Annotated in this window: 28 protein-coding genes; 15 read left to right on the top strand and 13 right to left on the bottom strand. The window is 70.9% G+C overall.

What is annotated here, in order from left to right:
* Nucleotides 1-29 precede the first annotated feature (29 nt).
* The 7 genes from ACGFMM_RS13190 to ACGFMM_RS13160 all read right to left on the bottom strand — a co-directional run bounded on the left by ACGFMM_RS13190 (nucleotide 30) and on the right by ACGFMM_RS13160 (nucleotide 5,207).
* On the bottom strand, nucleotides 30-1,298 hold the full coding sequence (locus ACGFMM_RS13190) for a tape-measure protein (protein WP_393645985.1): 1,269 nt from the start codon (nucleotides 1,296-1,298) through the stop codon (nucleotides 30-32).
* On the bottom strand, nucleotides 1,295-2,497 hold the full coding sequence (locus ACGFMM_RS13185; protein WP_393645983.1) for a phage tail protein: 1,203 nt from the start codon (nucleotides 2,495-2,497) through the stop codon (nucleotides 1,295-1,297). Before ACGFMM_RS13185 ends, ACGFMM_RS13190 begins: the two co-directional genes overlap by 4 nt.
* Nucleotides 2,498-2,530: 33 nt before the next feature.
* On the bottom strand, nucleotides 2,531-3,241 hold the full coding sequence (locus tag ACGFMM_RS13180) for a hypothetical protein (protein ID WP_393645981.1): 711 nt from the start codon (nucleotides 3,239-3,241) through the stop codon (nucleotides 2,531-2,533).
* A 51-nt stretch (nucleotides 3,242-3,292) separates the two neighbouring features.
* On the bottom strand, nucleotides 3,293-3,631 hold the full coding sequence (locus ACGFMM_RS13175) for a hypothetical protein (protein WP_393645979.1): 339 nt from the start codon (nucleotides 3,629-3,631) through the stop codon (nucleotides 3,293-3,295).
* Between the two features lie 65 nt (nucleotides 3,632-3,696).
* Complete coding sequence (locus ACGFMM_RS13170) at nucleotides 3,697-3,987, bottom strand: hypothetical protein (RefSeq protein WP_393645978.1); 291 nt, start codon at nucleotides 3,985-3,987, stop codon at nucleotides 3,697-3,699.
* Between the two features lie 98 nt (nucleotides 3,988-4,085).
* The gene (locus ACGFMM_RS13165) at nucleotides 4,086-4,676 is read right to left on the bottom strand and encodes a phage tail protein (RefSeq protein ID WP_393645977.1); all 591 of its coding nucleotides are present in this window, start codon (nucleotides 4,674-4,676) and stop codon (nucleotides 4,086-4,088) included.
* 123 nt (nucleotides 4,677-4,799) lie between these two features.
* Nucleotides 4,800-5,207, bottom strand: coding sequence for a hypothetical protein (locus tag ACGFMM_RS13160; RefSeq protein WP_393645976.1), 408 nt, complete (start codon nucleotides 5,205-5,207; stop codon nucleotides 4,800-4,802).
* A gap of 237 nt (nucleotides 5,208-5,444) precedes the next feature.
* On the opposite strand from ACGFMM_RS13160, the gene ACGFMM_RS13155 reads away from it, so the two are divergent.
* The gene (locus ACGFMM_RS13155) at nucleotides 5,445-5,777 is read left to right on the top strand and encodes a hypothetical protein (RefSeq protein WP_393645974.1); all 333 of its coding nucleotides are present in this window, start codon (nucleotides 5,445-5,447) and stop codon (nucleotides 5,775-5,777) included.
* A gap of 256 nt (nucleotides 5,778-6,033) precedes the next feature.
* Here the strand turns inward: ACGFMM_RS13155 and ACGFMM_RS13150 are convergent, their stop codons facing one another.
* The 3 genes from ACGFMM_RS13150 to ACGFMM_RS13140 all read right to left on the bottom strand — a co-directional run bounded on the left by ACGFMM_RS13150 (nucleotide 6,034) and on the right by ACGFMM_RS13140 (nucleotide 7,522).
* Complete coding sequence (locus ACGFMM_RS13150; protein ID WP_393645972.1) at nucleotides 6,034-6,255, bottom strand: hypothetical protein; 222 nt, start codon at nucleotides 6,253-6,255, stop codon at nucleotides 6,034-6,036.
* On the bottom strand, nucleotides 6,252-7,043 hold the full coding sequence (locus ACGFMM_RS13145; protein WP_393645971.1) for a hypothetical protein: 792 nt from the start codon (nucleotides 7,041-7,043) through the stop codon (nucleotides 6,252-6,254). Before ACGFMM_RS13145 ends, ACGFMM_RS13150 begins: the two co-directional genes overlap by 4 nt.
* Before the next feature lie 200 nt (nucleotides 7,044-7,243).
* On the bottom strand, nucleotides 7,244-7,522 hold the full coding sequence (locus tag ACGFMM_RS13140) for a WhiB family transcriptional regulator (protein WP_393645969.1): 279 nt from the start codon (nucleotides 7,520-7,522) through the stop codon (nucleotides 7,244-7,246).
* 201 nt (nucleotides 7,523-7,723) lie between these two features.
* Here ACGFMM_RS13140 and ACGFMM_RS13135 point away from each other — a divergent pair, with 201 nt between their 5' ends.
* The 6 genes from ACGFMM_RS13135 (at nucleotide 7,724) to tuf (ending at nucleotide 13,666) form a co-directional block, all read left to right on the top strand.
* On the top strand, nucleotides 7,724-8,161 hold the full coding sequence (locus ACGFMM_RS13135; RefSeq protein WP_393645968.1) for a helix-turn-helix domain-containing protein: 438 nt from the start codon (nucleotides 7,724-7,726) through the stop codon (nucleotides 8,159-8,161).
* A 206-nt stretch (nucleotides 8,162-8,367) separates the two neighbouring features.
* On the top strand, nucleotides 8,368-9,054 hold the full coding sequence (locus ACGFMM_RS13130; RefSeq protein WP_393645967.1) for a hypothetical protein: 687 nt from the start codon (nucleotides 8,368-8,370) through the stop codon (nucleotides 9,052-9,054).
* Between the two features lie 258 nt (nucleotides 9,055-9,312).
* Entirely contained in the window at nucleotides 9,313-9,684 is a 372-nt protein-coding gene (rpsL, locus tag ACGFMM_RS13125) for a 30S ribosomal protein S12 (protein WP_003948652.1), read from the top strand.
* 2 nt (nucleotides 9,685-9,686) lie between these two features.
* Nucleotides 9,687-10,157: a 30S ribosomal protein S7 gene (gene rpsG, locus ACGFMM_RS13120; protein WP_393645965.1), complete on the top strand. Its 471-nt coding sequence runs from the start codon at nucleotides 9,687-9,689 to the stop codon at nucleotides 10,155-10,157.
* A 39-nt stretch (nucleotides 10,158-10,196) separates the two neighbouring features.
* The gene (gene fusA / locus ACGFMM_RS13115; RefSeq protein WP_393645964.1) at nucleotides 10,197-12,323 is read left to right on the top strand and encodes an elongation factor G; all 2,127 of its coding nucleotides are present in this window, start codon (nucleotides 10,197-10,199) and stop codon (nucleotides 12,321-12,323) included.
* Between the two features lie 149 nt (nucleotides 12,324-12,472).
* The gene (gene tuf, locus ACGFMM_RS13110; RefSeq protein ID WP_393645962.1) at nucleotides 12,473-13,666 is read left to right on the top strand and encodes an elongation factor Tu; all 1,194 of its coding nucleotides are present in this window, start codon (nucleotides 12,473-12,475) and stop codon (nucleotides 13,664-13,666) included.
* Between the two features lie 132 nt (nucleotides 13,667-13,798).
* Here the strand turns inward: tuf and ACGFMM_RS13105 are convergent, their stop codons facing one another.
* The 3 genes from ACGFMM_RS13105 to ACGFMM_RS13095 form a co-directional block, all read right to left on the bottom strand.
* The gene (locus ACGFMM_RS13105) at nucleotides 13,799-15,832 is read right to left on the bottom strand and encodes a PIG-L family deacetylase (RefSeq protein ID WP_393646305.1); all 2,034 of its coding nucleotides are present in this window, start codon (nucleotides 15,830-15,832) and stop codon (nucleotides 13,799-13,801) included.
* A gap of 195 nt (nucleotides 15,833-16,027) precedes the next feature.
* On the bottom strand, nucleotides 16,028-16,882 hold the full coding sequence (locus tag ACGFMM_RS13100; protein ID WP_393645960.1) for an RNA repair domain-containing protein: 855 nt from the start codon (nucleotides 16,880-16,882) through the stop codon (nucleotides 16,028-16,030).
* Nucleotides 16,883-16,921: 39 nt separating this feature from the next.
* Complete coding sequence (locus tag ACGFMM_RS13095; RefSeq protein WP_393645959.1) at nucleotides 16,922-17,293, bottom strand: VOC family protein; 372 nt, start codon at nucleotides 17,291-17,293, stop codon at nucleotides 16,922-16,924.
* Between the two features lie 485 nt (nucleotides 17,294-17,778).
* Between ACGFMM_RS13095 and rpsJ the strand changes: the two genes are divergently transcribed.
* The 8 genes from rpsJ to rpsC are packed head-to-tail and all read left to right on the top strand — an operon-like array spanning nucleotide 17,779 to nucleotide 22,120.
* Nucleotides 17,779-18,087: a 30S ribosomal protein S10 gene (rpsJ, locus tag ACGFMM_RS13090; RefSeq protein ID WP_003948644.1), complete on the top strand. Its 309-nt coding sequence runs from the start codon at nucleotides 17,779-17,781 to the stop codon at nucleotides 18,085-18,087.
* A gap of 17 nt (nucleotides 18,088-18,104) precedes the next feature.
* Complete coding sequence (rplC, locus tag ACGFMM_RS13085) at nucleotides 18,105-18,749, top strand: 50S ribosomal protein L3 (RefSeq protein ID WP_393645957.1); 645 nt, start codon at nucleotides 18,105-18,107, stop codon at nucleotides 18,747-18,749.
* 4 nt (nucleotides 18,750-18,753) lie between these two features.
* Nucleotides 18,754-19,404: a 50S ribosomal protein L4 gene (gene rplD, locus ACGFMM_RS13080; protein WP_393645955.1), complete on the top strand. Its 651-nt coding sequence runs from the start codon at nucleotides 18,754-18,756 to the stop codon at nucleotides 19,402-19,404.
* The gene (gene rplW / locus ACGFMM_RS13075; RefSeq protein ID WP_393645953.1) at nucleotides 19,404-19,727 is read left to right on the top strand and encodes a 50S ribosomal protein L23; all 324 of its coding nucleotides are present in this window, start codon (nucleotides 19,404-19,406) and stop codon (nucleotides 19,725-19,727) included. The genes rplD and rplW overlap by 1 nt, the downstream gene beginning before the upstream one ends.
* Before the next feature lie 40 nt (nucleotides 19,728-19,767).
* Entirely contained in the window at nucleotides 19,768-20,604 is an 837-nt protein-coding gene (rplB, locus tag ACGFMM_RS13070) for a 50S ribosomal protein L2 (protein ID WP_393645951.1), read from the top strand.
* Between the two features lie 12 nt (nucleotides 20,605-20,616).
* Nucleotides 20,617-20,898: a 30S ribosomal protein S19 gene (gene rpsS / locus ACGFMM_RS13065; RefSeq protein WP_023547380.1), complete on the top strand. Its 282-nt coding sequence runs from the start codon at nucleotides 20,617-20,619 to the stop codon at nucleotides 20,896-20,898.
* A 44-nt stretch (nucleotides 20,899-20,942) separates the two neighbouring features.
* The gene (gene rplV / locus ACGFMM_RS13060; protein ID WP_004571827.1) at nucleotides 20,943-21,290 is read left to right on the top strand and encodes a 50S ribosomal protein L22; all 348 of its coding nucleotides are present in this window, start codon (nucleotides 20,943-20,945) and stop codon (nucleotides 21,288-21,290) included.
* Entirely contained in the window at nucleotides 21,290-22,120 is an 831-nt protein-coding gene (gene rpsC, locus ACGFMM_RS13055; protein ID WP_393645949.1) for a 30S ribosomal protein S3, read from the top strand. The genes rplV and rpsC overlap by 1 nt, the downstream gene beginning before the upstream one ends.
* The last annotated feature ends 4 nt before the right edge of the window (nucleotides 22,121-22,124 follow it).

The following is a 22,124-nucleotide window of genomic DNA, read 5'->3' as shown; positions in this document are numbered from 1 at the left end:
GTCACCTCCTGTCATGCCGTCACCTCCTGTCATGAGGCGCGGGCGAGGAACAGCAGGTCCTCGGCGACGCCGTGCGCGGTGCTGCCCGGGCGTTCGCGGAAGGTGTCCACGACGATCCGGCGCGGGGCGGGCCGGGTGTGCCGGCCCGGCTCGGCGGCGCGCAGCTCCGGGACGCTGCCGAGCGGGACGATCGCGCCGGGGCGGGTGCCGGACGGCGTGACGACGCCGCCCTCCGCGAGCATGGGGATCTTCGGGATGTTCACCCCGAACTTCTTGCCGAAGAAGCTGAAGCTGAGGCTGTTGAGACCGTCGATGACCCAGTTGGCGAAGGCGATCAGCCCTTCGAGCGGGGCCTTCATCACGCCGACGACGGCCTGCAGCCCGGTCCGGACGAACTCGCCCATGCCGCGCAGGGTGTCGCCGGTGGCGTTCCTGACCCGGGTGAAGCCCTCGGGGATCCGGCGGGTGAGCCAGTCGAGCACCGGTTTCACCGCGTTTCTCAGCCCGTCCCAGCTGCGCCGGACGATCCCGCCGAGCGCGCGGCCCGGCGCGGTGACGCCGTCGCGGACGGCGGGGAAGCCCCGGTCCACTACGGCGCCGATGCCCCTGACCACGCCGGTGACGACGGTCAGGACGGCCTGGAAGGACGCCGAGACCACGCTTCCGTACGCCCGGACGACCGGGCCGAGGAACTTCCCGATGGTCACGAACACCTTGAGGACCTGATCGAAGACCTGCTTCATGATCCGCTGCCCGGTCTCGGAGTTGAGCGCCGGCTCCAGCAGGTACCCGATGACCGGCACCAGCAGTCCGAGGACGAAGCCCAGCGGGTTGGCCCGCATGGCGACGTTCACCGCGGTCATCGCCCCGGCCGCCACGGTGAGCGCGCCGCCGAGCGGGCCGAGGAGCGCGGCGACGCCGAGGCCGGCCTTGCCGAGCAGGTCGGTCACGGAGACGAACTCGCCCGCGAACGAGACCAGTTCGCCGAGCGCCCGGCCGGACGTACGGGTCCGGGCGGCACCGGTGCGCAGCCCGCCCGCGGCCGTACCGGCGTCCCGCCCGGCCTTGGCGAGCGAGCGGTCGGCGGCCGAGGCGCGCTCCTTGGCCTGGCGCACCGCCGGAGCGGCGCCGCCCGCGCCGGCCTTGACGCGCCCGACGGCGCCGGCCGCCTGCTTCACCCCGCCGCCCACGGACCGCAGCGCGCGGCCGACCTGGCCGGCGGTGCCGCGGAAGTCCCGCAGGGCTTGGGCGAGTCCGGCGAGCGGGTCGAGCGTCGCCCCGATCGCGGCGGTGCTCATCCGCGGGCCTTCGCCAGGAACATCAGCGCCCGCGCCGTGTCCCGTGCGTCGCCGGACGGGGCGGCGTAGTAGTGCTCGATGTGGAAGGCCGCGCCGGCGGGGGCGGCGGCCGTGGCGGCGGTCTGCGCCCGCGCGCGCATCGCGGTGTGCCGCAGCAGACGGTTCAGCTTGGACAGCGGCAGTACGGCCTCGGCCTCGCCGGCCTCCGCGATGATCGCCGGCACGCCGCCGGCGCGGGGCGCGACGAGACCGCCCTGGGCGAGCAGCGGGATGCGCGGCAGGCTGACCCCGAAGGACTTCCCGCCGACGAGCGGGACCCAGCCGGGGATGGACACCCGGATGCCGTTGAGCTTGCCGATCGCCGAGTTGATCATTCCGATGACGGCGTTGATCGGGCCCTTCACCGCGCTCTTGACGGAGTCGAAGGCGCGCGAGGCGATGTCCTTGAGACCGCCCCAGATGCTGGACAGCTTGTCCTTGACGGCGCTGAAGGCGCGCGGGACGACGTTCCGGATCCAGTCGACGACCGGGGTGATGATCCGTTTGACGCCGTTCCAGACGCCGGAGATCACCGACTTGATCGCGTTCATCACCGTGGTGATGACCTTCTTCCAGGCGTTGAAGTAGGTCGTGATCACCTTGGCGACGGCCTGGACGACGACGGAGACGGCTTTCTTGATGCCGTCCCAGACCTTCTTGATCAGGTCCCCGGCCGCCTTCATGATCGGCCCGACGGCCTTCATGACGCTGCTGATGACCGCCTTGACGGCGTCGAAGGCGGTCTTGAGGACCTTCTGCATGGTCTTGGAGCGGGTGGCCATCTCGACCACCTTCTCGATGAGCGGCATGAACAGTTCCATGAGCCGGGCGATGAAGTTGCCCTTCATGGACTTGTTGAGGCCGTTCATTCCCTTGGACGCGTTGTCCGCGCCCTGCTTGAACCGGCCGATCTGCGTGCCGCCGGACGCGCCGGTCCGGCCGGCCTTGGCGAGCGACTTGTCCGCGCGGTCGGCGGCGGTCTTGAGGTTGTTCAGTTCACGGGTGGACCCCTGGGCGGCGGACCGGAGCTGGGTCAGTCCGCTCTGCCCGCTGCGGGCTCCGTTCCCGATGCCCTGGGCCGCGCGGGCCGAGGCGTCCGCCTGGGCCTTGAACTGTTTCAGCGAGCCAGAGGCACGTGCGGCTGCCGAGGCGAGCGACATGGCGACTCCTTGGACGGGGGGCGGGCGGGGCGGCTAGGCGAAGGCGGTGGCGAGCTCGTTGACGGCGCTGCGCAGGACGCGGACGTCGGCGGCCACGCCCCTGACCGTGGGGCCGTTGCCGTGGGTGCTGTCGAGGCCGCGCGCGTGCGGGGTCTGCGGCCGGGCGGTCTGGCCCACGGTCCTGAGAGCGTTCTTGATCTTCTCGACGTCCGCCTTGACGGCGGCGAGTTCTTGCTTCGCCGCCTCCTTCGCCGCGCGCTCCGCCTTCTGCTCGCTGTTCTCGATCTTCTTCTGGAGCTTGTCGATCAGCTTCTTGGTCCACTTGAACTCGCGGGTGGCGCCGAGGATCGTGATGCCCTTCTCGTCGACCTTGAACAGCGAGATGCCGATGGTCAGGGCCGCGAGGCTCGCGGTGAGCGCGGTCGCGGTGCCCGACGCCCAGGCGGCGGTGCCACTGAGCTTCGAGACGGTGCCGCTCAGGTTGTTCACCGTCACGCTCACGTCGTTGACGGTCTTGCTGTACCGGTTGACCGTGAAGCTCTGGTCGTTCTGCGTCCTGCTGATCTGGTTGACGGTCTCCGAGAGCCGGTTGACGGTCCTGGAGGTGTCGCTGGTGGACGACTTGTTCGTGCTCTTCGCGGCGTCCTCGAGCTGCTGGACCGCGGTGTCGAGCTGGACGAGGCTCCGCGTCTTCGGGGGCGGGGGGCCGGGCGGTCCGGGGGGCGGAGGGGCGTTCTTGGCCATCCGGGTCTCCTGGGCTGTGGGCTGGGTGGGGTGTGCGCCGGACGCGGGCCGTCAGGAGAAGAAGCGGCCGAGTTCGGCCGTGTCCGGCAGGGCCGGCTCCGGGTCCTCGGACGGCTCTCCGGCGCCGGGCGCTTCCCGGTCGCCCGGGCGCGGTACCGGGGCGGGCTGCTCCGGGGGTTCGTCGTCCTCGTCGGTGTGGACGCTGGCGAACATCCAGTTCGCCGCCGCCAGATGGTCGACCGCGGCGGCCAGCAGATAGTCGGTGACCGACCACTCCGCCGTCTCGGCGTCCTGCTGCCGGGCGATCGCGCTGTCCCGCGGCATGTGCTTGACCAGCACCGCGAGCCGGCGCGAGGAGAGCCGGCCGCGGTGCCAGTCCAGCAGGTCCACGCCGTAGTGCCGGAGCAGGTCGGCTTCCAGAGCCTCGGCGTGTTCGGCTACGAACGCGTCGAGGCTCAGCCTTCCCCCAGGCCGAGCCCGGTCTCCTTGCCGTACGCCTCCAGGATCGCGGCGATGTCCTGCATCGTGACGTCGTGCCGCTCGAAGCGGGCGAACTGCTCCCCGCCCATCAGCAGGCTCAGCAGACCGTCCACGTCGTTGTCGTCGAGCCGGCGCAGCGCCGTGGCGGTGGCGCGGGTCAGCTCGGTGGGCAGCTCGAAGGTGTCACCGTCGAGCTCGAAGGACCAGGTGCGGCCGAGCGCCTCCATGCGCTGGGCGCGGGCGGCGTTCACGTCGAAGGCAGCCATGCATGTACTCCGTCTTCTGTGGGTGTCGCGGGGAACGCGGGGAAGGGGGGAGGCCCGGGCGGGGCCGGCCGGGCGTGCGCCGGCCCCGCCCGGGGGCGTCACGCGGCGTAGGCCGGGTCCTTCATCACGAAGGTGGCCAGCGGCTTGCCGTCACCGCCGGACAGGGCGGTGAAGGTGACGCCGAGCATCGCCGCGGACTTGCGGGCCAGCTTCAGGTCGTCGGTGGCCGTGACCTGGCCGCGCGGGATGACGAAGCGGTACACGACGTCCTTGCCGTCCTTGAACTCCAGGCCGAGCGCGCGCTCGTCGAAGCTCGGGCCGTCCGGGACGTCGAACTTGTACACGCCGGGATTGGCGACGGTGTCGGAGGTGATGTCCGTCTTGCTGCCGCCGATGAAGAACGGCAGCGTCTCCTCGTTGAACTGCAGCATCGAGAACTTCAGCGTGAGGTCGCGGTCGGCGTAGACGAACCGCGCCGGGCTGATGGACTGCCAGGTCTCGACCGGGTCGAGCTTGTCCTTCTTGGCGAAGGTGACGCCGTCCGAGGAGGTGTAGCCGAGGTCCGTCCAGCCCGCCCAGTCGGTGGCGGGGGTGGAGGAGAAGGTCGTCGGGAGGGTCGCGCCGACCGGCGCGACCAGGACACGGCCGGTTCCGGCGACGCGGATCTCGGACGAGTTGTTGCCTGCCATGCAGTGCTCCTTGGGTGTGCCCGTGGAAGGGGGTGTGGGTGGTGCCGGTTCGCCGCGGGTACGGCGAAGGCCCCGCCCGGAAGGGGCGGGGCCTGCTCTGGGGTGTGCGCCGGACGCGGGGCGTCAGGCGGTGTGCAGCGAGAGCCGCAGGACGACGAGGTAGCGGTTGGCCGCGGTGTAGACGTAGTCGGGGAGCCAGCGCGGGCCGTCGGCCTCGGTGACGTCGGTGATGACGGTGTCGCCGAAGACCGTGCCGGCGGCGCGCAGCAGTACGGACCGGGCCGCGTTGGCCAGGGTGTGGGCGGACGGCTTGTCGGGGCCGTAGACCTCGAGTTCGATCAGCGGCTGGTCGAGATGGAGGTCGTCGATCCAGGCGCCGCCGCGGCGGGAGACGATCACGGCCCGCTGGGTGCCGTCGAAACCGGCCGGCGGGGTCTCGTCCACGATCGCGCCCGCCAGCTCCGGCCGGTCGTCGAGGAGGTCCACGACGATGGCCTCCACATCGGGGAACGTGCTCGGAGGCGTGGTCATGCGGGGCATCACTCCTGTTCGTGCGGGGGCGGACGACGGCGGCGGAGCGGTGCCCGGGAGGGATGGGGGCACAGCTCCGCCGCTGCATCCATTGTGATTGAGATCGTGCGAGCGCGCAACTAGTTCGCGCGCGGTCGCGCTGAGTGGGGTGTGTTCAGAGTGGTGTCGTGTGCGTGCGGGGCGTTACTCTCGGGACTTCGAACTTCGAACAGAAATTCGAAAAGGTCGGTGAGGTGGATGGCGGCCCGTTGTGCGACGGACGCGGAACGGCAGGTGCAGGTGGTCAGCGGTGCCGGCAGTGCGCAGGAACGGCTGACCGACGTGGTCGCGGCGGTCGTCGAGGTGGCCGCGGAGGCGGGGGAGTCCGGGGCGTACACCGCCGAGGTCGCGCGGGCGCTCGTCGCCGTGGTGGGCAAGGCGGGGGCGCGGATCGCCGTGGAGGCGGAGATCCGGGGCTTCGGCGCCGGCTGGCAGGAGGCCGTCCGCCACACGGGCGCGGCCCGGCCGGAGGCCGGCCCCGGGGACGCCCAGGTGCTGCCCATCCGCCCGGAGGACGACCCCGATGCGTGACGCCGGTATGGGCGGGCGAAGGGGGAGGCGTGCGCGTACGGGGAGGGGCGGGCCCGCGTACGGGGCAGGCGCGCGCGTACGCGAAAGAGGCGGGCGCCCCCGGGGGGGGGCCCCCGGGGGGGGTCCCGCGGGTGGGGGGGGGCGCGGGGGGCGGGGGGGGGGTGGGGGGGGGGGCGGCCCCGGGCGGGGGCCGGGGGCCGGCGTCCGCTAACGCGCGGCCCCCCCGGGGGGGGGGCCCGCCTCTCCTGCCGTCGCGTCATCCCGCGGGCGTCATCCCGCGTCCGTTGTCCTCGCCCGGCCGGCGCCGGGCCGCGCGCTCCGCGGCGAAGACGTCCTCGAGCCGGTAGAGCAGGGCCCGGCCCCGGCGGCCCGCCGGGGCGAGGTGGCCGAGCTGGACCCACTTGCGGATCGTGGCGGGCACGACGCCGGCCTCGCTCGCGGCCAGCTCGCCGTTGATCAGCGTGTCGGCGGCGATCACCGGCCCACCTCCGCGGTGCGGGCGTCGGCGGTCTCGTCCATCGCGGCGTCGATCTCGGTGCGCTCCGCCCCCGCCGCGCCCGTCAGCTCCGCCCACTCCGCCTCGTGCCAGACGTGCCGGTACGCCGGGTCCGCGGCGCAGTCGCACTCCGCGTCGCCGCAGCGGCAGGCCGGGTTCACGCACAGCACCGCCCGGCGCGCCGGGAAGGCCCGCAGCGACACCGAGTCGCACCACGGGCAGCGCCCGCGCACCCGGACCATCGACTCCGGGTCGCCGAGGATCCGGGCGCACCGCCGCGCCATCCGGCGCGCCTCGTCCCGTACGTGGGCGGCGAGCACCGGGTCCCCGGCGACCCCGTCCAGGAGCCCGGCGAGGCGGACCAGCCGCTGGGGCACCCGGGCGTGCCGCGGGCGGCCGAGCCCGAGCCGGTCGTGCACGGCCTCGTCCAGTTCGACGACACCGTCAGTGATGTCCCGTACGGCGTCGGAGACGTGCAGCCGCAGCGGTGCCGCGGAGTGGCCGGGGACCGCGAGACCGTGCCGCTGCTCCATGAGCAGCGCGTCCCGGCGCTCGTCCCGGTGTTCGTCCCGCTGCCGCCGCGCGGCCTCGGCGGAGGGGGCGGGGGAGGCGGTGGCGGGCGAGGCGGCGGCGGAGCGGCGGCCGGGGGCCAGTTCGTCCAGCAGTTCGGGGAACTGCTTCAGCAGCGCCTCGATCCAGAGCGCGGCGTCCCGGACGTCGCGTCCGGAGTGGGACCGAGCCGTCGGAGGGATGGGTGCGGGCGTGACCATGGTGCCTCCCCAAGGCGGTGGTACGGGTGCGTAGCCGTGCGTTCCGGGGCCGGGCGCGGGCGCGGGGCGGGGGCGCATACGGCGCACGGGCTGGTGTATCGGGCAGTCGGGCGTAGGCGGCATACGTCGGACGTGTCCGGCCGTCTGCGGCGAGGGAGGAGGCCCTCCAGCCCGCAGCGTGCGCGGCCGCAACGCTCGCGTCACCCGGCGTCCCGGTGCTGCCCCCGGCCCGTGGCCGGGCGGCCGTTGCGCCACAGCCGGCCGCCGCTGACGCCGTCGAACCAGCTCTCCGCCGGGGCCACGGTCTCCTCGCAGCGGCGGGCCACGGGGCACCGCCGGCAGGCCATCAGCGCAGGCAGGGCCTCGGACTCGCGGCGGGCGAAGACGACCTGCGGGGGCAGGCCGAGACACGCGGCGGCGGCCCGCCAGCCGAGGAACTCCAGGACCTCGGACAACGGCGGGACTGGTGCGGCGGGCATACGGCACTCCTGTCTCGGCCGACCGTGCGGCACGGAAGGGACTGTTGCGTATCCGCACACTTCCACGTTGCGTGCTCGCTCGCAACAAACTTCCCGCAGGGTCTGCCCGAAGTCTTCACCGTGCGCGCGCAGGAGCACGTAATTCCTTGCGCGCAAGCGCGATAAGCTGGCCGCCGCTTCGGAGGGAGGCGACACATCACCATGAACGCCAGTGATCTGGACCAGTTCGCCACCTGGATCGAGGACCTGATCCGTCGGCGCGGGTTCGACATCGACAGCCCGCGCGGCGGCGGGAAGTCCCGCCTCGCCGACGAGGCAGGCGTCCACCGCGCCGCCATCACCCGGCTCCTGCAGCGGCAGAGCATGCCGGACCTGGAGACCACCCGGCGCCTCGCCCACGTCCTCGACGTACCGGTCCGCGACATGCTGATCCGCTCGGGCCGGCTCACCGAGGACGACCTTCCGCTGCCGGAGGCCGCCGAGGGCGCGCCGTCGGGCGCCGGAGCGCGCCGGCTGACCCTGGAGGAGGCCGCCGAGGGGCTCGGCGTCCCGGCCGACCAGTGGGAGCTGTTCATCAAGGTCGCCGGCCAGTTCCTGCCCGAGGCCCCGGCCCGCCGCAGACCCGCCGCCCAGGACTGAACGCCCGGCCCGGCGGGGCCCGCGTCCGCCTTGCGACCCTCGCGTCCCCTTCGCCCCCGGAAATCCGCCCCCAGTAAGCTGTCTCGGCCTGTCCCCCCAAAGACCACGCAGGCCGTGCCCCCCTCACGTACCGCACACTCACGGGCCCTCCGGCGACGGAGGCGTCGCGGGAGTGTGCCGTCGAGCCATGGCGGGGGTGGCCAGCGATGGGACGCGAGAGAGAAGGGCGGATGGCCGAGAGCGGCGACGAGCGCTCCCGGCCTTCCCACGACGACGCCGAGGACCGCCCCCGGCCTCCCCGCGACACCGCTGACCGCTCCCGGCCTCCCCGCGACAGCAGCGACCGCCCCCGGCCTCCCCGCAAGGGCGACGACGCCCCCCGCCCTCCCCGCGACGCCGGCGACCGCCCCCGGCCTCCCCGTCCCGCCGACACGCCCCCGTCGCCCCCCGGCGACCTCGCGGGCCTGCTCGCCCTTCTCGGCGGGCTGCTCGACGGCCGGGCGCCCGAGGACGTCGCGATCCTGCTCCGCGAGGAGCTCGAACGCCGCGAGTTCGCCGCGTACGCCCACGGCTGGCGCGACGCGGCCGCCCACTTCGCCGCCGAGGAGGCGGCCCGTACGGAGCGGCCGTCCGACCGCACCCCCGGACAGGGCGCGGTGATCCCCTTCCCCCGGGGCCGCCGCCCGGCGCGCCCCGACCGGCCACCGCGGCCCGCGGAGCCCGAACCGGAGGCGCCCGAACCGGCGGGCCGGGACGAGCCCTCCGGCGGCGCGGCGTTACCTCCCGCGCGCCCCGCTTTCGCCCCCAAGAGCCGCAGTTCCAAGGTCCCCACGATTCCGCGGCTCGACGCCCCCCGGCGGCCCCGGCGCGCTCCCGACGGCGAGACCCCTTGACGCAGCGGCGACCGCTCGCCCCGGTGCGTGGTCATTTGTTTTGACCGCAGTCCATGCGCTAGGTACGCTCAGACCTTGTGCCTGGGGTGTGCCTGGGCTCTTGTGCGTGTCATCTGCCGCACGGAGCCCGATCTACGGCCACCGCAATCCGCGCCTTCTCCGTTCTCGGTGAAGATCCGACGGGTTCGACACACCCGACCGCGTGGGTCGGCAACGTTCCAGGTTAGCTTTATACGGCACACAGAAACCGGAGAAGTAGTGCCTACGATCCAGCAGCTGGTCCGGAAGGGCCGGCAGGACAAGGTCGAGAAGAACAAGACGCCCGCCCTCGAGGGTTCGCCCCAGCGTCGCGGCGTCTGCACGCGTGTGTTCACGACCACCCCGAAGAAGCCGAACTCGGCCCTCCGTAAGGTCGCGCGTGTGCGTCTGACCTCGGGTATCGAGGTCACGGCCTACATCCCGGGTGAGGGACACAACCTGCAGGAGCACTCCATCGTGCTCGTGCGTGGTGGCCGTGTGAAGGACCTGCCGGGTGTTCGCTACAAGATCATCCGCGGCTCCCTTGACACCCAGGGCGTCAAGAACCGCAAGCAGGCCCGCAGCCGCTACGGCGCCAAGAAGGAGAAGTAAGAATGCCTCGTAAGGGCCCCGCCCCGAAGCGCCCGGTCATCATCGACCCGGTCTACGGTTCTCCTCTTGTCACCTCGCTGATCAACAAGATCCTGCTCAACGGCAAGCGTTCCACTGCCGAGCGGATCGTGTACGGCGCCATGGAAGGTCTTCGCGACAAGACCGGCCAGGACCCGGTCATCACGCTGAAGCGCGCCCTCGAGAACGTCAAGCCGTCTCTCGAGGTCAAGTCCCGCCGTGTCGGTGGCGCCACCTACCAGGTGCCGATCGAGGTCAAGCCCGGTCGCGCCTCCACCCTCGCGCTGCGCTGGCTGGTCGGCTACTCCCGCGCCCGTCGCGAGAAGACCATGACCGAGCGCCTCATGAACGAGCTGCTGGACGCCTCGAACGGCCTCGGCGCTTCGGTCAAGAAGCGTGAGGACACGCACAAGATGGCCGAGTCCAACAAGGCCTTCGCGCACTACCGCTGGTAGTCGCAACCCACATCGAGACCGAGAGAAGACTGAGCCGATATGGCTACCACTTCGCTTGACCTTGCCAAGGTGCGCAACATCGGCATCATGGCTCACATCGACGCGGGCAAGACGACCACCACCGAGCGGATCCTGTTCTACACCGGTGTCTCGTACAAGATCGGTGAAGTCCACGACGGCGCTGCCACGATGGACTGGATGGAGCAGGAGCAGGAGCGCGGCATCACGATCACGTCCGCCGCGACGACCTGCCACTGGCCGCTCGAGGACGTCGACCACACGATCAACATCATCGACACGCCGGGCCACGTCGACTTCACCGTCGAGGTGGAGCGTTCGCTGCGCGTGCTCGACGGTGCTGTCACCGTGTTCGACGGCGTGGCGGGCGTCGAGCCGCAGTCCGAGACCGTGTGGCGGCAGGCGGACCGTTACGGCGTTCCGCGTATCTGCTTCGTCAACAAGCTCGACCGCACCGGCGCCGAGTTCTTCCGCTGCGTGGAGATGATCAGCGACCGCCTGGGTGCGACGCCGATCGTCATGCAGCTCCCGATCGGTGCCGAGGCCGACTTCCAGGGCGTCGTCGACCTCGTCCGCATGAAGGCCCTCGTGTGGTCCGCCGAGGCCACCAAGGGCGAGATGTACGACGTCGTCGACATCCCGGCCTCCCACGCCGAGCTGGCCGAGGAGTACCGCGGCAAGCTCGTCGAGGCCGTCGCCGAGAACGACGAAGAGATCATGGAGCTCTTCCTCGAGGGCGTCGAGCCCACCGAGGAGCAGCTGTACGCGGCCGTGCGCCGCATCACGATCGCTTCCGGCAAGTCCGCGGACACCACGGTCACCCCGGTGTTCTGTGGCACCGCGTTCAAGAACAAGGGCGTCCAGCCCCTGCTCGACGCGGTCGTGCGCTACCTCCCCTCGCCCCTCGACGTCGAGGCCATCGAAGGCCACGACGTGAAGGACCCCGAGGTCGTCGTCAAGCGCAAGCCGTCCGAGGACGAGCCGCTGTCGGCCCTCGCGTTCAAGATCATGAGCGACCCGCACCTGGGCAAGCTCACCTTCGTCCGCGTGTACTCCGGCCGCCTCGAGTCCGGTTCTTCTGTCCTGAACTCCGTGAAGGGCAAGAAGGAGCGCATCGGCAAGATCTACCGCATGCACGCGAACAAGCGTGAGGAGATCGACGCGGTGGGCGCCGGCGACATCATCGCCGTGATGGGTCTCAAGCAGACCACCACCGGTGAGACGCTCTGTGACGACAAGAACCCGGTGATCCTGGAGTCCATGGACTTCCCGGCCCCGGTCATCCAGGTCGCCATCGAGCCGAAGTCCAAGGGCGACCAGGAGAAGCTGGGTGTCGCCATCCAGCGTCTCGCGGAGGAGGACCCCTCCTTCCAGGTCCACTCGGACGAGGAGACCGGCCAGACCATCATCGGCGGCATGGGCGAGCTGCACCTCGAGGTGCTGGTCGACCGTATGCGCCGTGAGTTCAAGGTCGAGGCCAACGTCGGCAAGCCGCAGGTCGCCTACCGCGAGACGATCCGCAAGGCCGTCGAGCGCGTGGACTTCACGCACAAGAAGCAGACCGGTGGTACGGGTCAGTTCGCCAAGGTCCAGATCGGCATCGAGCCGATCGAGGGCGGCGAGTCCTCGTACGAGTTCGTGAACAAGGTCACCGGTGGCCGCATCCCGAAGGAGTACATCCCTTCGGTCGACGCGGGCGCGCAGGAGGCCATGCAGTTCGGCATCCTCGCCGGTTACGAGATGACCGGCGTCCGCGTGATCCTTCACGACGGTGCGTACCACGAGGTCGACTCCTCCGAGCTCGCCTTCAAGATCGCCGGCTCGCAGGCCTTCAAGGAGGCCGCGCGCAAGGCTTCGCCCGTGCTCCTCGAGCCGATGATGGCCGTCGAGGTCACCACGCCCGAGGACTACATGGGTGAGGTCATCGGCGACATCAACTCCCGCCGTGGCCAGATCCAGGCCATGGAGGAGCGTCACGGTGCCCGCATCGTGAAGGGCCTCGTGCCCCTGTCGGAGATGTTCGGCTACGTCGGAGACCTCCGCAGCAAGACCTCGGGTCGCGCAAGCTACTCGATGCAGTTCGACTCCTACGCCGAGGTTCCGCGGAACGTCGCCGAGGAGATCATCGCGAAGGCCAAGGGCGAGTAACGCACTGCGTTCCACGCTTTAGGCTTGACCCGACCGCCGGGGTGACGACCCCGAACCCGGAGCACCGGACCCCGGCGGCCGGCATCCCAGCAAAGATCACCTGGCGCCGATGAGTAAGGCGTACAGAACCACTCCCCAGGAGGACCCCAGTGGCGAAGGCGAAGTTCGAGCGGACTAAGCCGCACGTCAACATCGGCACCATCGGTCACATCGACCACGGTAAGACGACCCTCACGGCCGCCATTACCAAGGTGCTGCACGACAAGTACCCGGACCTGAACGAGGCCTCGGCCTTCGACCAGATCGACAAGGCTCCTGAGGAGCGTCAGCGCGGTATCACGATCTCCATCGCGCACGTCGAGTACCAGACGGAGTCGCGTCACTACGCGCACGTCGACTGCCCGGGTCACGCGGACTACATCAAGAACATGATCACCGGTGCCGCGCAGATGGACGGCGCCATCCTCGTGGTCGCCGCCACCGACGGCCCGATGCCGCAGACCAAGGAGCACGTGCTCCTGGCCCGCCAGGTCGGCGTTCCGTACATCGTCGTCGCCCTGAACAAGGCCGACATGGTGGACGACGAGGAGATCCTGGAGCTCGTCGAGCTCGAGGTCCGTGAGCTCCTCTCCGAGTACGAGTTCCCGGGCGACGACCTGCCGGTCGTCAAGGTCTCCGCTCTGAAGGCGCTCGAGGGCGACCCGGAGTGGGCCGAGTCGGTCCTCAACCTGATGAACGCCGTCGACGAGGCCATCCCGCAGCCGGAGCGCGACGTCGACAAGCCGTTCCTCATGCCGATCGAGGACGTCTTCACGATCACCGGTCGCGGCACGGTCGTCACCGGCCGTATCGAGCGTGGTGTCCTGAAGGTCAACGAGACCGTCGACATCATCGGCATCAAGACCGAGAAGACCACCACCACGGTCACCGGCATCGAGATGTTCCGCAAGCTGCTCGACGAGGGCCAGGCCGGTGAGAACGTCGGTCTGCTCCTCCGTGGCATCAAGCGCGAGGACGTCGAGCGCGGCCAGGTCATCATCAAGCCGGGCTCGGTCACGCCGCACACCAACTTCGAGGCCCAGGCCTACATCCTGTCGAAGGACGAGGGTGGCCGTCACACCCCGTTCTTCAACAACTACCGCCCGCAGTTCTACTTCCGTACCACGGACGTGACCGGCGTCGTGACCCTCCCCGAGGGCACCGAGATGGTCATGCCGGGCGACAACACCGCCATGAGCGTTGAGCTGATCCAGCCCATCGCCATGGAGGAGGGCCTCAAGTTCGCCATCCGTGAGGGTGGCCGGACCGTCGGCGCCGGCCAGGTCGTCTCCATCACGAAGTAATTCGTGGTGTGACCTGGTAGCTCGCTGAGCTCCTACGCAAGGGCCCCGCACCGAGAGGTGCGGGGCCCTTCGCGTTGTCCGGCACCGGCCGCCGCGCCGCCGCAGCGGCTGCGGTCGCGCCGGCCGCCGAGGTCAGCCCGTGGTGGGGTGCTCCGGCCGCCAGGTCCAGGGGTGCGCGTCCGCCCCGAGGCCGACCGCGAGCGCCCCGCGGGAGGTCAGGCGCAGGGCCGCGTTGCCGACCGGGACGACGCCCTGCGTACGGGTGTGCAGCGCGTCGCCGCGGCGCAGCTGGAGCCGGCCGCGCAGATCCCGCCCGAGCAGCACGGTCCCGCCGGCGTCTGCGGCCGCGGCGACCGCGCCGTACCCGTTGAAGGCGGCGCTGCGCGGTGTCCCGCCGGCGGCCGGCGTCCTCAGCAGCTGCGCGGCGGCCGGGCCCCGGAAGTACACGTCCACGGCGGCGGCCGTGGCGACGGCGGCCACCGGATCGCCGGCCACGGGCAGCGCCTTGTCCTCGCGCCCGTCCACCCAGTGCCGTATCTCGGCGCGCCCCGCGGCGAACAGGTGCACCCGCCCTCGCGCGTCCACGAGGGCCTGCAGCCCGTCCTGGACCTCCGCGTCGCCGGGCAGCACCCGCCAGCGCTCCCAGGAGCCGTCGGCCCGCCGGACCCGCGTGGACACGCCCTTGTCGGCGTTGCGCACGAAGAGGTGGACGCGGCCGTCCGGCGCGGCGACCGTGACCGGGACGCCGATACGGCGGCCGCGGTCGTCGCCGCGCTCCGGGCCGTCGAGGCCCTTCCAGGCGAGGAACGGGCCGCCGGGGGAGCGCTGCTCCAGGACGACCAGCTCACGGTGGTTGGGGCCGCCGTGCCCGCCGAGGGCGGAGAACCGCAGCGCGAACAGCAGCAGGCGGCCGTCCGCGAGCGTCGCCGACCCCAGGGCGGGGGCGAGCGGCCCGCCGCCGAGGTCCTCCGGTTCGGCCCACAGCCCGCTGCCCGGCGCGGTCTCGCGCCAGCGCACCGCGCGCAGCCCGAGCACGCCGTACGCGGTGAGCCGCCCGTCCTTGCCGGTGACGACGACCGGCCCCTGGTCGGGGTGGCGGTGGTGGGTCGCCCGGACCCACCCCTTGACGTTCTTCAGCGGCCGGTCGCCGCCCACGCTGTAGTCGCCGCAGCCGGAGGCGTTGCCGCACTGCCAGGAGGCGTCGCCGCCGTACGGGACGAGATGGGCGGCCTTCTCCTTGAGCACCGCGGAGGGGAGGTTCTTGGGCCAGTGCCGGTTGTAGTACCCGCGGAACGCGGTCGCGGCGAAGGCCGGGACCACGCCGCCGGCCTCGCTGGCCTCGGCGACCCGGCGGATCATCGCGGCCCAGCTGAAGGAGGCGACGGCGGTGTGGTCGCCGTGGTCGGAGTAGCCGGGCTGCTCGCTGTCGAACTTCCGCTTCTTCTCGTCGCTGTGCTGCATGTCCGGATCCGGGTCCAGGGTGTGGATCACGGTCGGCCGGTACGTCTCCATCAGCCCGGCGAGCACGTCGACGAGCTGGTCGAAGTCGTAGGTCGAGGACTTGGCGACGGGGGAGTCGGCGGAGATGACGGTACGCAGCTCCAGCGCGCGGTCGCTCCACAGCGCGGGCAGCGCCATCCAGCGGCGGGGCGTGTGCATGGGCAGGTTGAGGAAGACCAGCTCGACCCGGCGGGCCCCGTTGGCGAGCCGGTTGACCTCGGCGGTGCGGCCGCCGCGGAGCGCGACCACGCTCTTCTGCCAGGCCGTGAACCGGCCGAGCCCGATGGCCTCGGCGTAGGACTGGCGCAGTCCCTGGTGGCGGGCGGAGGAGTACGCGGGCCGGTCGGCGGGCGTGTCGGTGCGCCCCTGCCCGGGGACGTGGTTCTTCCCGTCGTGCTCGCCCGCGGTGACGTACACGCAGACCAGGGGCACGCCCGCGTCGAGCATGCGCTGTCCGTCGGGGTTCATGAAGTACAGGTCGTCGTCCGGATGCGCGGCGATCTGCATCAGCTGCGCGCGGCGCGCCCCGGCGATGGCAAGGCCGGGTGCGGGATCGGCCGCGCGGGCCTTGCGCCGCGGGGGCGCGGGCACCGAGCACCCGGTGAGCGCGCCGGCCGCGGCCAGCGAGAGGGCGGCGGCGGAGGCGAGGACGCCGCGGCGGCGCAGGGCGGCGGGGGCTCCCGCGCGGGCCGGCTCCGGCCCGCGCTCCGGGCCGGATATGTGCTCGGGTATGCCTGCGCGCACTGGGCTGCTCCGTCCGCTTCCCCCGCAGCGGTCCGGCGCGTGCTGCCCCCCGTACTGCGTACTGAATGACCTCGGTGGTTGCGGCAGGGCCCGGTCGTGGCCCGCTGCCGCGACTGACTAGACGGCCGTGGGCGGCGCAGGGTTGCCCGGAGGGGCGGGTTTCGCGGCGTGGCGTACGTCTCCCGTGCCGAGCGCCACGCTCGCCCTGACCTGCATCGGCTCGTCGCCGCGGCGGGCGAGCAGCACCAGTTCGGCGACCCGGGCCGTCATCGGCGCGAGCAGCGCCTCGGCCTCGCGGACCAGCGGGTGCGGGTCCGGGGCGCGGCCCAGCGAGAGATGCGGTGTGAAGCCGTGCGAGCTGCCGCCGCACAGCGGGAAGCGCAGCTCGAGGGAGTCCCGCAGCCGGGCCCAGGGCTCGGGGCCGGCGGCGGCCGGGTCCAGCCAGACGGTGGCGTCCTCGCGGTGCCCGAACCAGTGGACGCCGGCCAGGCGGGCGGTGAACGGCGGGGTCTCCGCGACGGCGGCCGCGACCAGCGGCAGCGCCCGGCCGAACTGCCCCTCCGGCACGAAGCCGAAGAGCACGTTCACATGCGGCGGCCAGCGCCGGATCTGCCGGTCGTGGGTCCGGCGGATGTGCTGGATCGGCGGCCACAGCTCCTCGGGCGGCAGCCAGGCGACGGCGGTGCGGCCGACCGGCGGGACGGCGAGGAGGTCGGGGTCGGGATCCGGCCCCACGAGTCCGTCGACCGCCTCGCCGAGCCGGTCGACGCCGGAGGCCCGGTCCCAGACGACCCGCCCGTCCGCCTCGAAGAACACCACCCGGTGCCAGGGAATCTCCCCGCCGGGTACGAAGTCCTCCAGCGCGACCCGTACGGGCCCGGCCCCCCGCTCCGCGATCCCCATGACGAACCGCCCGGGATCGAACCGCGGGTCCCACACCACCCGGTGGTAGATCTCGTCACTGGTGCGCACGCCGAACACCTGCCCTGCCTCACCACCAGCGTGGGCCCCTCAGGGCCGGGGCACCAGGCAGAACGGATGCCCGGCCGGGTCCGTCAGGACGCGCCAGCGGTCCGGTTCGGGCTGGTGGTCCGGCCTGCCCGCGCCCAGCTCCAGGAGCCGGGTCTCCGCGGCGTCCAGGTCGTCGGCCTCCCAGCAGATGTGCAGCTGCTGGGGGACGAGCTGGTCGGGCCAGGTGGGGGGCCGGTATCCGTCGACGCGCTGGAAGCCGAGGAAGAGCTTCCCGAAGCCGCCGAGCCCGGCGAACTCGTCGTCCGACTCGGGGTGCGGCGGCAGCCCGGTGGCGTCCCGGTAGAACGCCATCAGCGCCATGGGGTCGGCGCAGTCGAGGGTGATCGCGGACAGGGTCATCGGCGGGGCCATGGCGTCTCCCGGGGGTGATGATCACGGACGCGGCCCAGGAAACCCGTTCCCTGTCCGCCCGGCACCTGCTTTTCGCCGCAGTGCGTGGCCGTGTGTACCCCTGGGTGACGTGGGGTACAGTCTTCGCCCCGATTGGCGGGGGCGAGGCCCTGTATGGCAGACTGTCGGGGTTGCTCGGTTGAGTGCCGATGCTGCGCGCCTCCCGCCGGGAGGACCGGAAGCGAGTCCCACAGTACTCGTCGCTCCTTGTCAGGAGCGGACGTACGGGAATCTTTCGGGAAGCGTCAGCGGGGTGCCGACCAGGCGCCCGGTGGGTGTCCGCCCCCGGTCCGCGGGTCATGGGCCCGTACCCCCTTGGTTGGGAAATCCTTCGGGACTTCTTCGTAGAGGGAGTGCGACACGCCCGACCGCGTGGGTCGGAGGAGGGGTCTTCAGATCCCCCGGGTTCCAGAGCGTTAAACGAGACAAAGGACTACTGAGTAGCCATGGCGGGACAGAAGATCCGCATCCGGCTCAAGGCCTACGACCACGAGGTCATCGACTCCTCGGCGAAGAAGATCGTCGAGACGGTGACCCGTACTGGTGCGTCGGTCGCGGGCCCGGTGCCGCTGCCCACTGAGAAGAACGTGTACTGCGTCATCAAGTCGCCGCACAAGTACAAGGACTCGCGCGAGCACTTCGAGATGCGCACGCACAAGCGCCTGATCGACATTCTCGACCCGACGCCGAAGACCGTTGACTCCCTGATGCGACTCGACCTCCCGGCCGGTGTCGACATCGAGATCAAGCTCTGAAGGCCGGTGATCTGAGAATGGCTAAGCAGATCAAGGGCATCCTGGGCGAGAAGCTCGGCATGACGCAGGTCTGGGACGAGAACAACCGCGTTGTTCCCGTGACCGTCGTCAAGGCCGGTCCGAACGTTGTGACCCAGGTCCGTACGAACGACGTCGACGGCTACGAGTCCGTCCAGATCGCGTTCGGCGAGATCGACCCGCGCAAGGTGAACAAGCCCCTCAAGGGCCACTTCGCGAAGGCCGACGTCACCCCCCGTCGCCACCTCGTCGAGATCCGTACCGCTGACGCCAGCGAGTACACCCTCGGCCAGGAGATCACCGCTGAGGTGTTCGAGGCCGGCATCAAGGTCGACGTGACCGGCAAGAGCAAGGGCAAGGGCTTCGCCGGTGTCATGAAGCGCCACAACTTCCGTGGTGGCAAGGCCTCCCACGGTGCCCACCGCGTGCACCGCAAGCCCGGTTCGATCGGTGGCTGCGCCACCCCGGGCCGCGTCTTCAAGGGCATGCGCATGGCCGGCCGCATGGGCAACGAGCGCGTGACCACCCAGAACCTGACCGTTCACGCCGTTGACGCGGAGAAGGGCCTGCTCCTGATCAAGGGTGCGGTTCCTGGTCCGAACGGCGGCCTCGTCCTGGTCCGCACCGCGGCCAAGGGGGCCTGAGGATATGAGCACCATTGACATTCTGTCGCCCTCCGGCGACAAGACCGGGACCGTCGAGCTCCCGGCCGAGATCTTCGAGGCCAAGGTCAGCATCCCGCTGATCCACCAGGTCGTCGTCGCGCAGCTGGCCGCCGCCCGTCAGGGCACGCACAAGGTCAAGTCGCGTGGCGAGGTCCGCGGTGGTGGCCGCAAGCCGTACCGCCAGAAGGGCACCGGCCGCGCCCGTCAGGGTTCGACCCGCGCCCCGCAGTTCGCCGGTGGTGGCGTCGTGCACGGTCCCGTGCCGCGTGACTACTCGCAGCGGACCCCGAAGAAGATGAAGGCCGCCGCTCTGCGTGGCGCCCTCTCCGACCGGGCGACCCACTCCCGCATCCACGTCGTCACCGGCGTGGTCGAGGGTGGCATCTCCACCAAGGCCGCCAAGACGCTGTTCGGCAAGATCTCGGAGCGCAAGAACGTGCTCCTGGTCGCCGAGCGCTCCGACGAGGCCGCGTGGCTGTCCGCCCGCAACCTGCCCCAGGTGCACATCCTGGAGCCGGGCCAGCTGAACACGTACGACGTGATGCGATCCGACGACGTGGTCTTCACCCAGGCCGCCCTCGAGTCCTTCGTGTCTGGCCCCAAGGCCGTTGAGACCGAAGGGAGCGAGGCCTGATGTCCGAGGCCACGATCACCAGCAAGACCTTCACGGACCCGCGCGACGTCCTCGTCAAGCCGGTTGTCTCCGAGAAGAGCTACGCGCTGCTCGACGAGAACAAGTACACGTTCATCGTCGCGCCCGGCGCCAACAAGACCCAGATCAAGCAGGCCGTCGAGGCGGTCTTCTCGGTCAAGGTCACCGGGGTCAACACGATCAACCGTCAGGGCAAGCGCAAGCGCACCAAGACCGGTTTCGGCAAGCGCAAGGACACCAAGCGCGCCATCGTGACCCTCGCCGAGGGCAACCGTATCGACATCTTCGGCGGTCCGACCGCCTAAGGGCGGTCTGGATCGTCCGGAATCGGACGAGGACTGAGAAATGGGAATCCGCAAGTACAAGCCGACTACGCCGGGCCGTCGTGGCTCCTCCGTAGCCGACTTCGTCGAGATCACGCGGTCCACGCCGGAGAAGTCGCTGGTCCGCCCCCTGCACAGCAAGGGCGGCCGTAACAACACCGGTCGTGTGACCGTCCGTCACCAGGGCGGTGGCCACAAGCGCGCCTACCGCGTGATCGACTTCCGTCGTCACGACAAGGACGGCGTGCCGGCCAAGGTCGCGCACATCGAGTACGACCCCAACCGCACCGCGCGCATCGCGCTGCTGCACTACGCCGACGGCGAGAAGCGCTACATCATCGCGCCGCGCGGTCTGCAGCAGGGCGACCGGATTGAGAACGGCCCTGGCGCCGACATCAAGCCGGGCAACAACCTCGCGCTCCGCAACATCCCGGTCGGTACCACGATCCACGCGATCGAGCTCCGTCCCGGCGGTGGCGCCAAGTTCGCCCGTTCCGCGGGTGCCTCGGTGCAGCTGCTCGCGAAGGAGGGCACGATGGCCCACCTTCGTATGCCTTCCGGTGAGATCCGCCTGGTCGACGCGCGCTGCCGCGCGACCGTCGGTGAGGTCGGCAACGCCGAGCAGTCGAACATCAACTGGGGCAAGGCCGGCCGTATGCGGTGGAAGGGCGTTCGCCCGACCGTCCGTGGTGTCGCGATGAACCCGGTCGACCACCCGCACGGTGGTGGCGAGGGCAAGACCAGCGGTGGTCGCCACCCGGTCTCCCCGTGGGGCAAGAAGGAAATGCGTACTCGCGACCGTAACAAGGCCAGCGACAAGTACATCGTCCGCCGCCGCAAGACGAACAAGAAGCGCTAGGAGCGGGTTTAGATGCCGCGCAGTCTCAAGAAGGGGCCCTTCGTCGACGACCACCTCATCAAGAAGGTGGACGCCCAGAACGAAGCCGGCACCAAGAACGTCATCAAGACCTGGTCCCGTCGCTCCATGATCGTGCCGGCCATGCTCGGCCACACGCTCGCGGTGCACAACGGCAAGACCCACATCCCGGTGTTCGTCACCGAGTCGATGGTTGGTCACAAGCTCGGCGAGTTCTCGCCGACGCGCACCTTCCGGGGTCACGTCAAGGAAGACCGGAAGTCGAAGCGCCGCTAGTAGCGGATCGCATTCAGACACGTAAGTAACTGAGAGGGACAACCATGGAAGCCAGGGCCCAGGCGCGGTACATCCGCGTCACGCCCATGAAGGCCCGCCGCGTGGTGGACCTGATCCGTGGCATGGACGCCACGGAGGCTCAGGCTGTTCTGCGATTCGCTCCGCAGGCAGCCTCTGTGCCGGTCGGCAAGGTGCTCGACAGCGCCATTGCCAACGCCGCGCACAACTACGACCACACGGACGCCTCCTCGCTGGTCATCAGCGAGGCGTACGTCGACGAGGGCCCGACCCTGAAGCGGTTCCGTCCGCGTGCCCAGGGCCGTGCCTACCGGATCCGCAAGCGGACCAGCCACATCACCGTGGTCGTCAGCAGCAAGGAAGGAACCCGGTAATGGGCCAGAAGGTAAACCCGCACGGGTTCCGGCTCGGCATCACCACCGACTTCAAGTCGCGTTGGTACGCCGACAAGCTGTACAAGGACTACGTCAAGGAAGACGTCGCCATCCGTCGGATGCTGACGTCCGGCATGGAGCGCGCCGGCATCTCGAAGGTTGAGATCGAGCGCACCCGTGACCGTGTCCGCGTGGACATCCACACCGCTCGCCCGGGCATCGTCATCGGCCGCCGCGGCGCCGAGGCCGACAAGATCCGTGGCCAGCTGGAGAAGCTGACCGGCAAGCAGGTCCAGCTGAACATCCTCGAGGTCAAGAACCCCGAGGTCGACGCTCAGCTCGTGGCCCAGGCCGTGGCCGAGCAGCTGTCCTCCCGCGTCTCCTTCCGTCGGGCCATGCGCAAGAGCATGCAGTCCGCCATGAAGGCCGGCGCCAAGGGCATCAAGATCCAGTGTGGCGGCCGTCTCGGCGGCGCCGAGATGTCCCGCTCGGAGTTCTACCGCGAGGGTCGTGTGCCGCTGCACACGCTGCGCGCGAACGTCGAGTACGGCTTCTTCGAGGCCAAGACGACCTTCGGCCGCATCGGCGTGAAGGTCTGGATCTACAAGGGCGACGTCAAGAACATCGCCGAGGTCCGCGCCGAGAACGCTGCTGCCCGTGCGGGCAACCGCCCGGCCCGTGGCGGCGCTGACCGTCCGGCCGGCCGCGGTGGCCGCGGTGGCGAGCGTGGCGGTCGCGGTCGCAAGCCGCAGCAGGCTCAGGCTGCCGAGGCCCCCAAGGCCGACGCTCCCGCCGCTCCGGCTGCTGAGAGCACCGGAACGGAGGCCTGACCGA

This window comes from Streptomyces sp. NPDC048604, from assembly GCF_043199435.1.
Classification (GTDB): Bacteria; Actinomycetota; Actinomycetes; order Streptomycetales; family Streptomycetaceae; genus Streptomyces.
This window is presented reverse-complemented; position numbering and strand designations above follow the sequence as displayed.

Coding starts and splice junctions, on each gene's coding strand:
- ACGFMM_RS13190 (WP_393645985.1), bottom strand. CDS start 1,298: ATGAGCACCGCCGCGATCGGGGCGACGCTCGACCCGCTCGCCGGACTC.
- ACGFMM_RS13185 (WP_393645983.1), bottom strand. CDS start 2,497: ATGTCGCTCGCCTCGGCAGCCGCACGTGCCTCTGGCTCGCTGAAACAG.
- ACGFMM_RS13180 (WP_393645981.1), bottom strand. CDS start 3,241: ATGGCCAAGAACGCCCCTCCGCCCCCCGGACCGCCCGGCCCCCCGCCC.
- ACGFMM_RS13170 (WP_393645978.1), bottom strand. CDS start 3,987: ATGGCTGCCTTCGACGTGAACGCCGCCCGCGCCCAGCGCATGGAGGCG.
- ACGFMM_RS13165 (WP_393645977.1), bottom strand. CDS start 4,676: ATGGCAGGCAACAACTCGTCCGAGATCCGCGTCGCCGGAACCGGCCGT.
- ACGFMM_RS13160 (WP_393645976.1), bottom strand. CDS start 5,207: ATGACCACGCCTCCGAGCACGTTCCCCGATGTGGAGGCCATCGTCGTG.
- ACGFMM_RS13155 (WP_393645974.1), top strand. CDS start 5,445: ATGGCGGCCCGTTGTGCGACGGACGCGGAACGGCAGGTGCAGGTGGTC.
- ACGFMM_RS13145 (WP_393645971.1), bottom strand. CDS start 7,043: ATGGTCACGCCCGCACCCATCCCTCCGACGGCTCGGTCCCACTCCGGA.
- ACGFMM_RS13140 (WP_393645969.1), bottom strand. CDS start 7,522: ATGCCCGCCGCACCAGTCCCGCCGTTGTCCGAGGTCCTGGAGTTCCTC.
- ACGFMM_RS13135 (WP_393645968.1), top strand. CDS start 7,724: ATGAACGCCAGTGATCTGGACCAGTTCGCCACCTGGATCGAGGACCTG.
- ACGFMM_RS13130 (WP_393645967.1), top strand. CDS start 8,368: ATGGGACGCGAGAGAGAAGGGCGGATGGCCGAGAGCGGCGACGAGCGC.
- rpsG (WP_393645965.1), top strand. CDS start 9,687: ATGCCTCGTAAGGGCCCCGCCCCGAAGCGCCCGGTCATCATCGACCCG.
- fusA (WP_393645964.1), top strand. CDS start 10,197: ATGGCTACCACTTCGCTTGACCTTGCCAAGGTGCGCAACATCGGCATC.
- ACGFMM_RS13095 (WP_393645959.1), bottom strand. CDS start 17,293: ATGGCCCCGCCGATGACCCTGTCCGCGATCACCCTCGACTGCGCCGAC.
- rpsJ (WP_003948644.1), top strand. CDS start 17,779: ATGGCGGGACAGAAGATCCGCATCCGGCTCAAGGCCTACGACCACGAG.
- rplC (WP_393645957.1), top strand. CDS start 18,105: ATGGCTAAGCAGATCAAGGGCATCCTGGGCGAGAAGCTCGGCATGACG.
- rplD (WP_393645955.1), top strand. CDS start 18,754: ATGAGCACCATTGACATTCTGTCGCCCTCCGGCGACAAGACCGGGACC.
- rplW (WP_393645953.1), top strand. CDS start 19,404: ATGTCCGAGGCCACGATCACCAGCAAGACCTTCACGGACCCGCGCGAC.
- rplB (WP_393645951.1), top strand. CDS start 19,768: ATGGGAATCCGCAAGTACAAGCCGACTACGCCGGGCCGTCGTGGCTCC.
- rpsS (WP_023547380.1), top strand. CDS start 20,617: ATGCCGCGCAGTCTCAAGAAGGGGCCCTTCGTCGACGACCACCTCATC.
- rplV (WP_004571827.1), top strand. CDS start 20,943: ATGGAAGCCAGGGCCCAGGCGCGGTACATCCGCGTCACGCCCATGAAG.
- rpsC (WP_393645949.1), top strand. CDS start 21,290: ATGGGCCAGAAGGTAAACCCGCACGGGTTCCGGCTCGGCATCACCACC.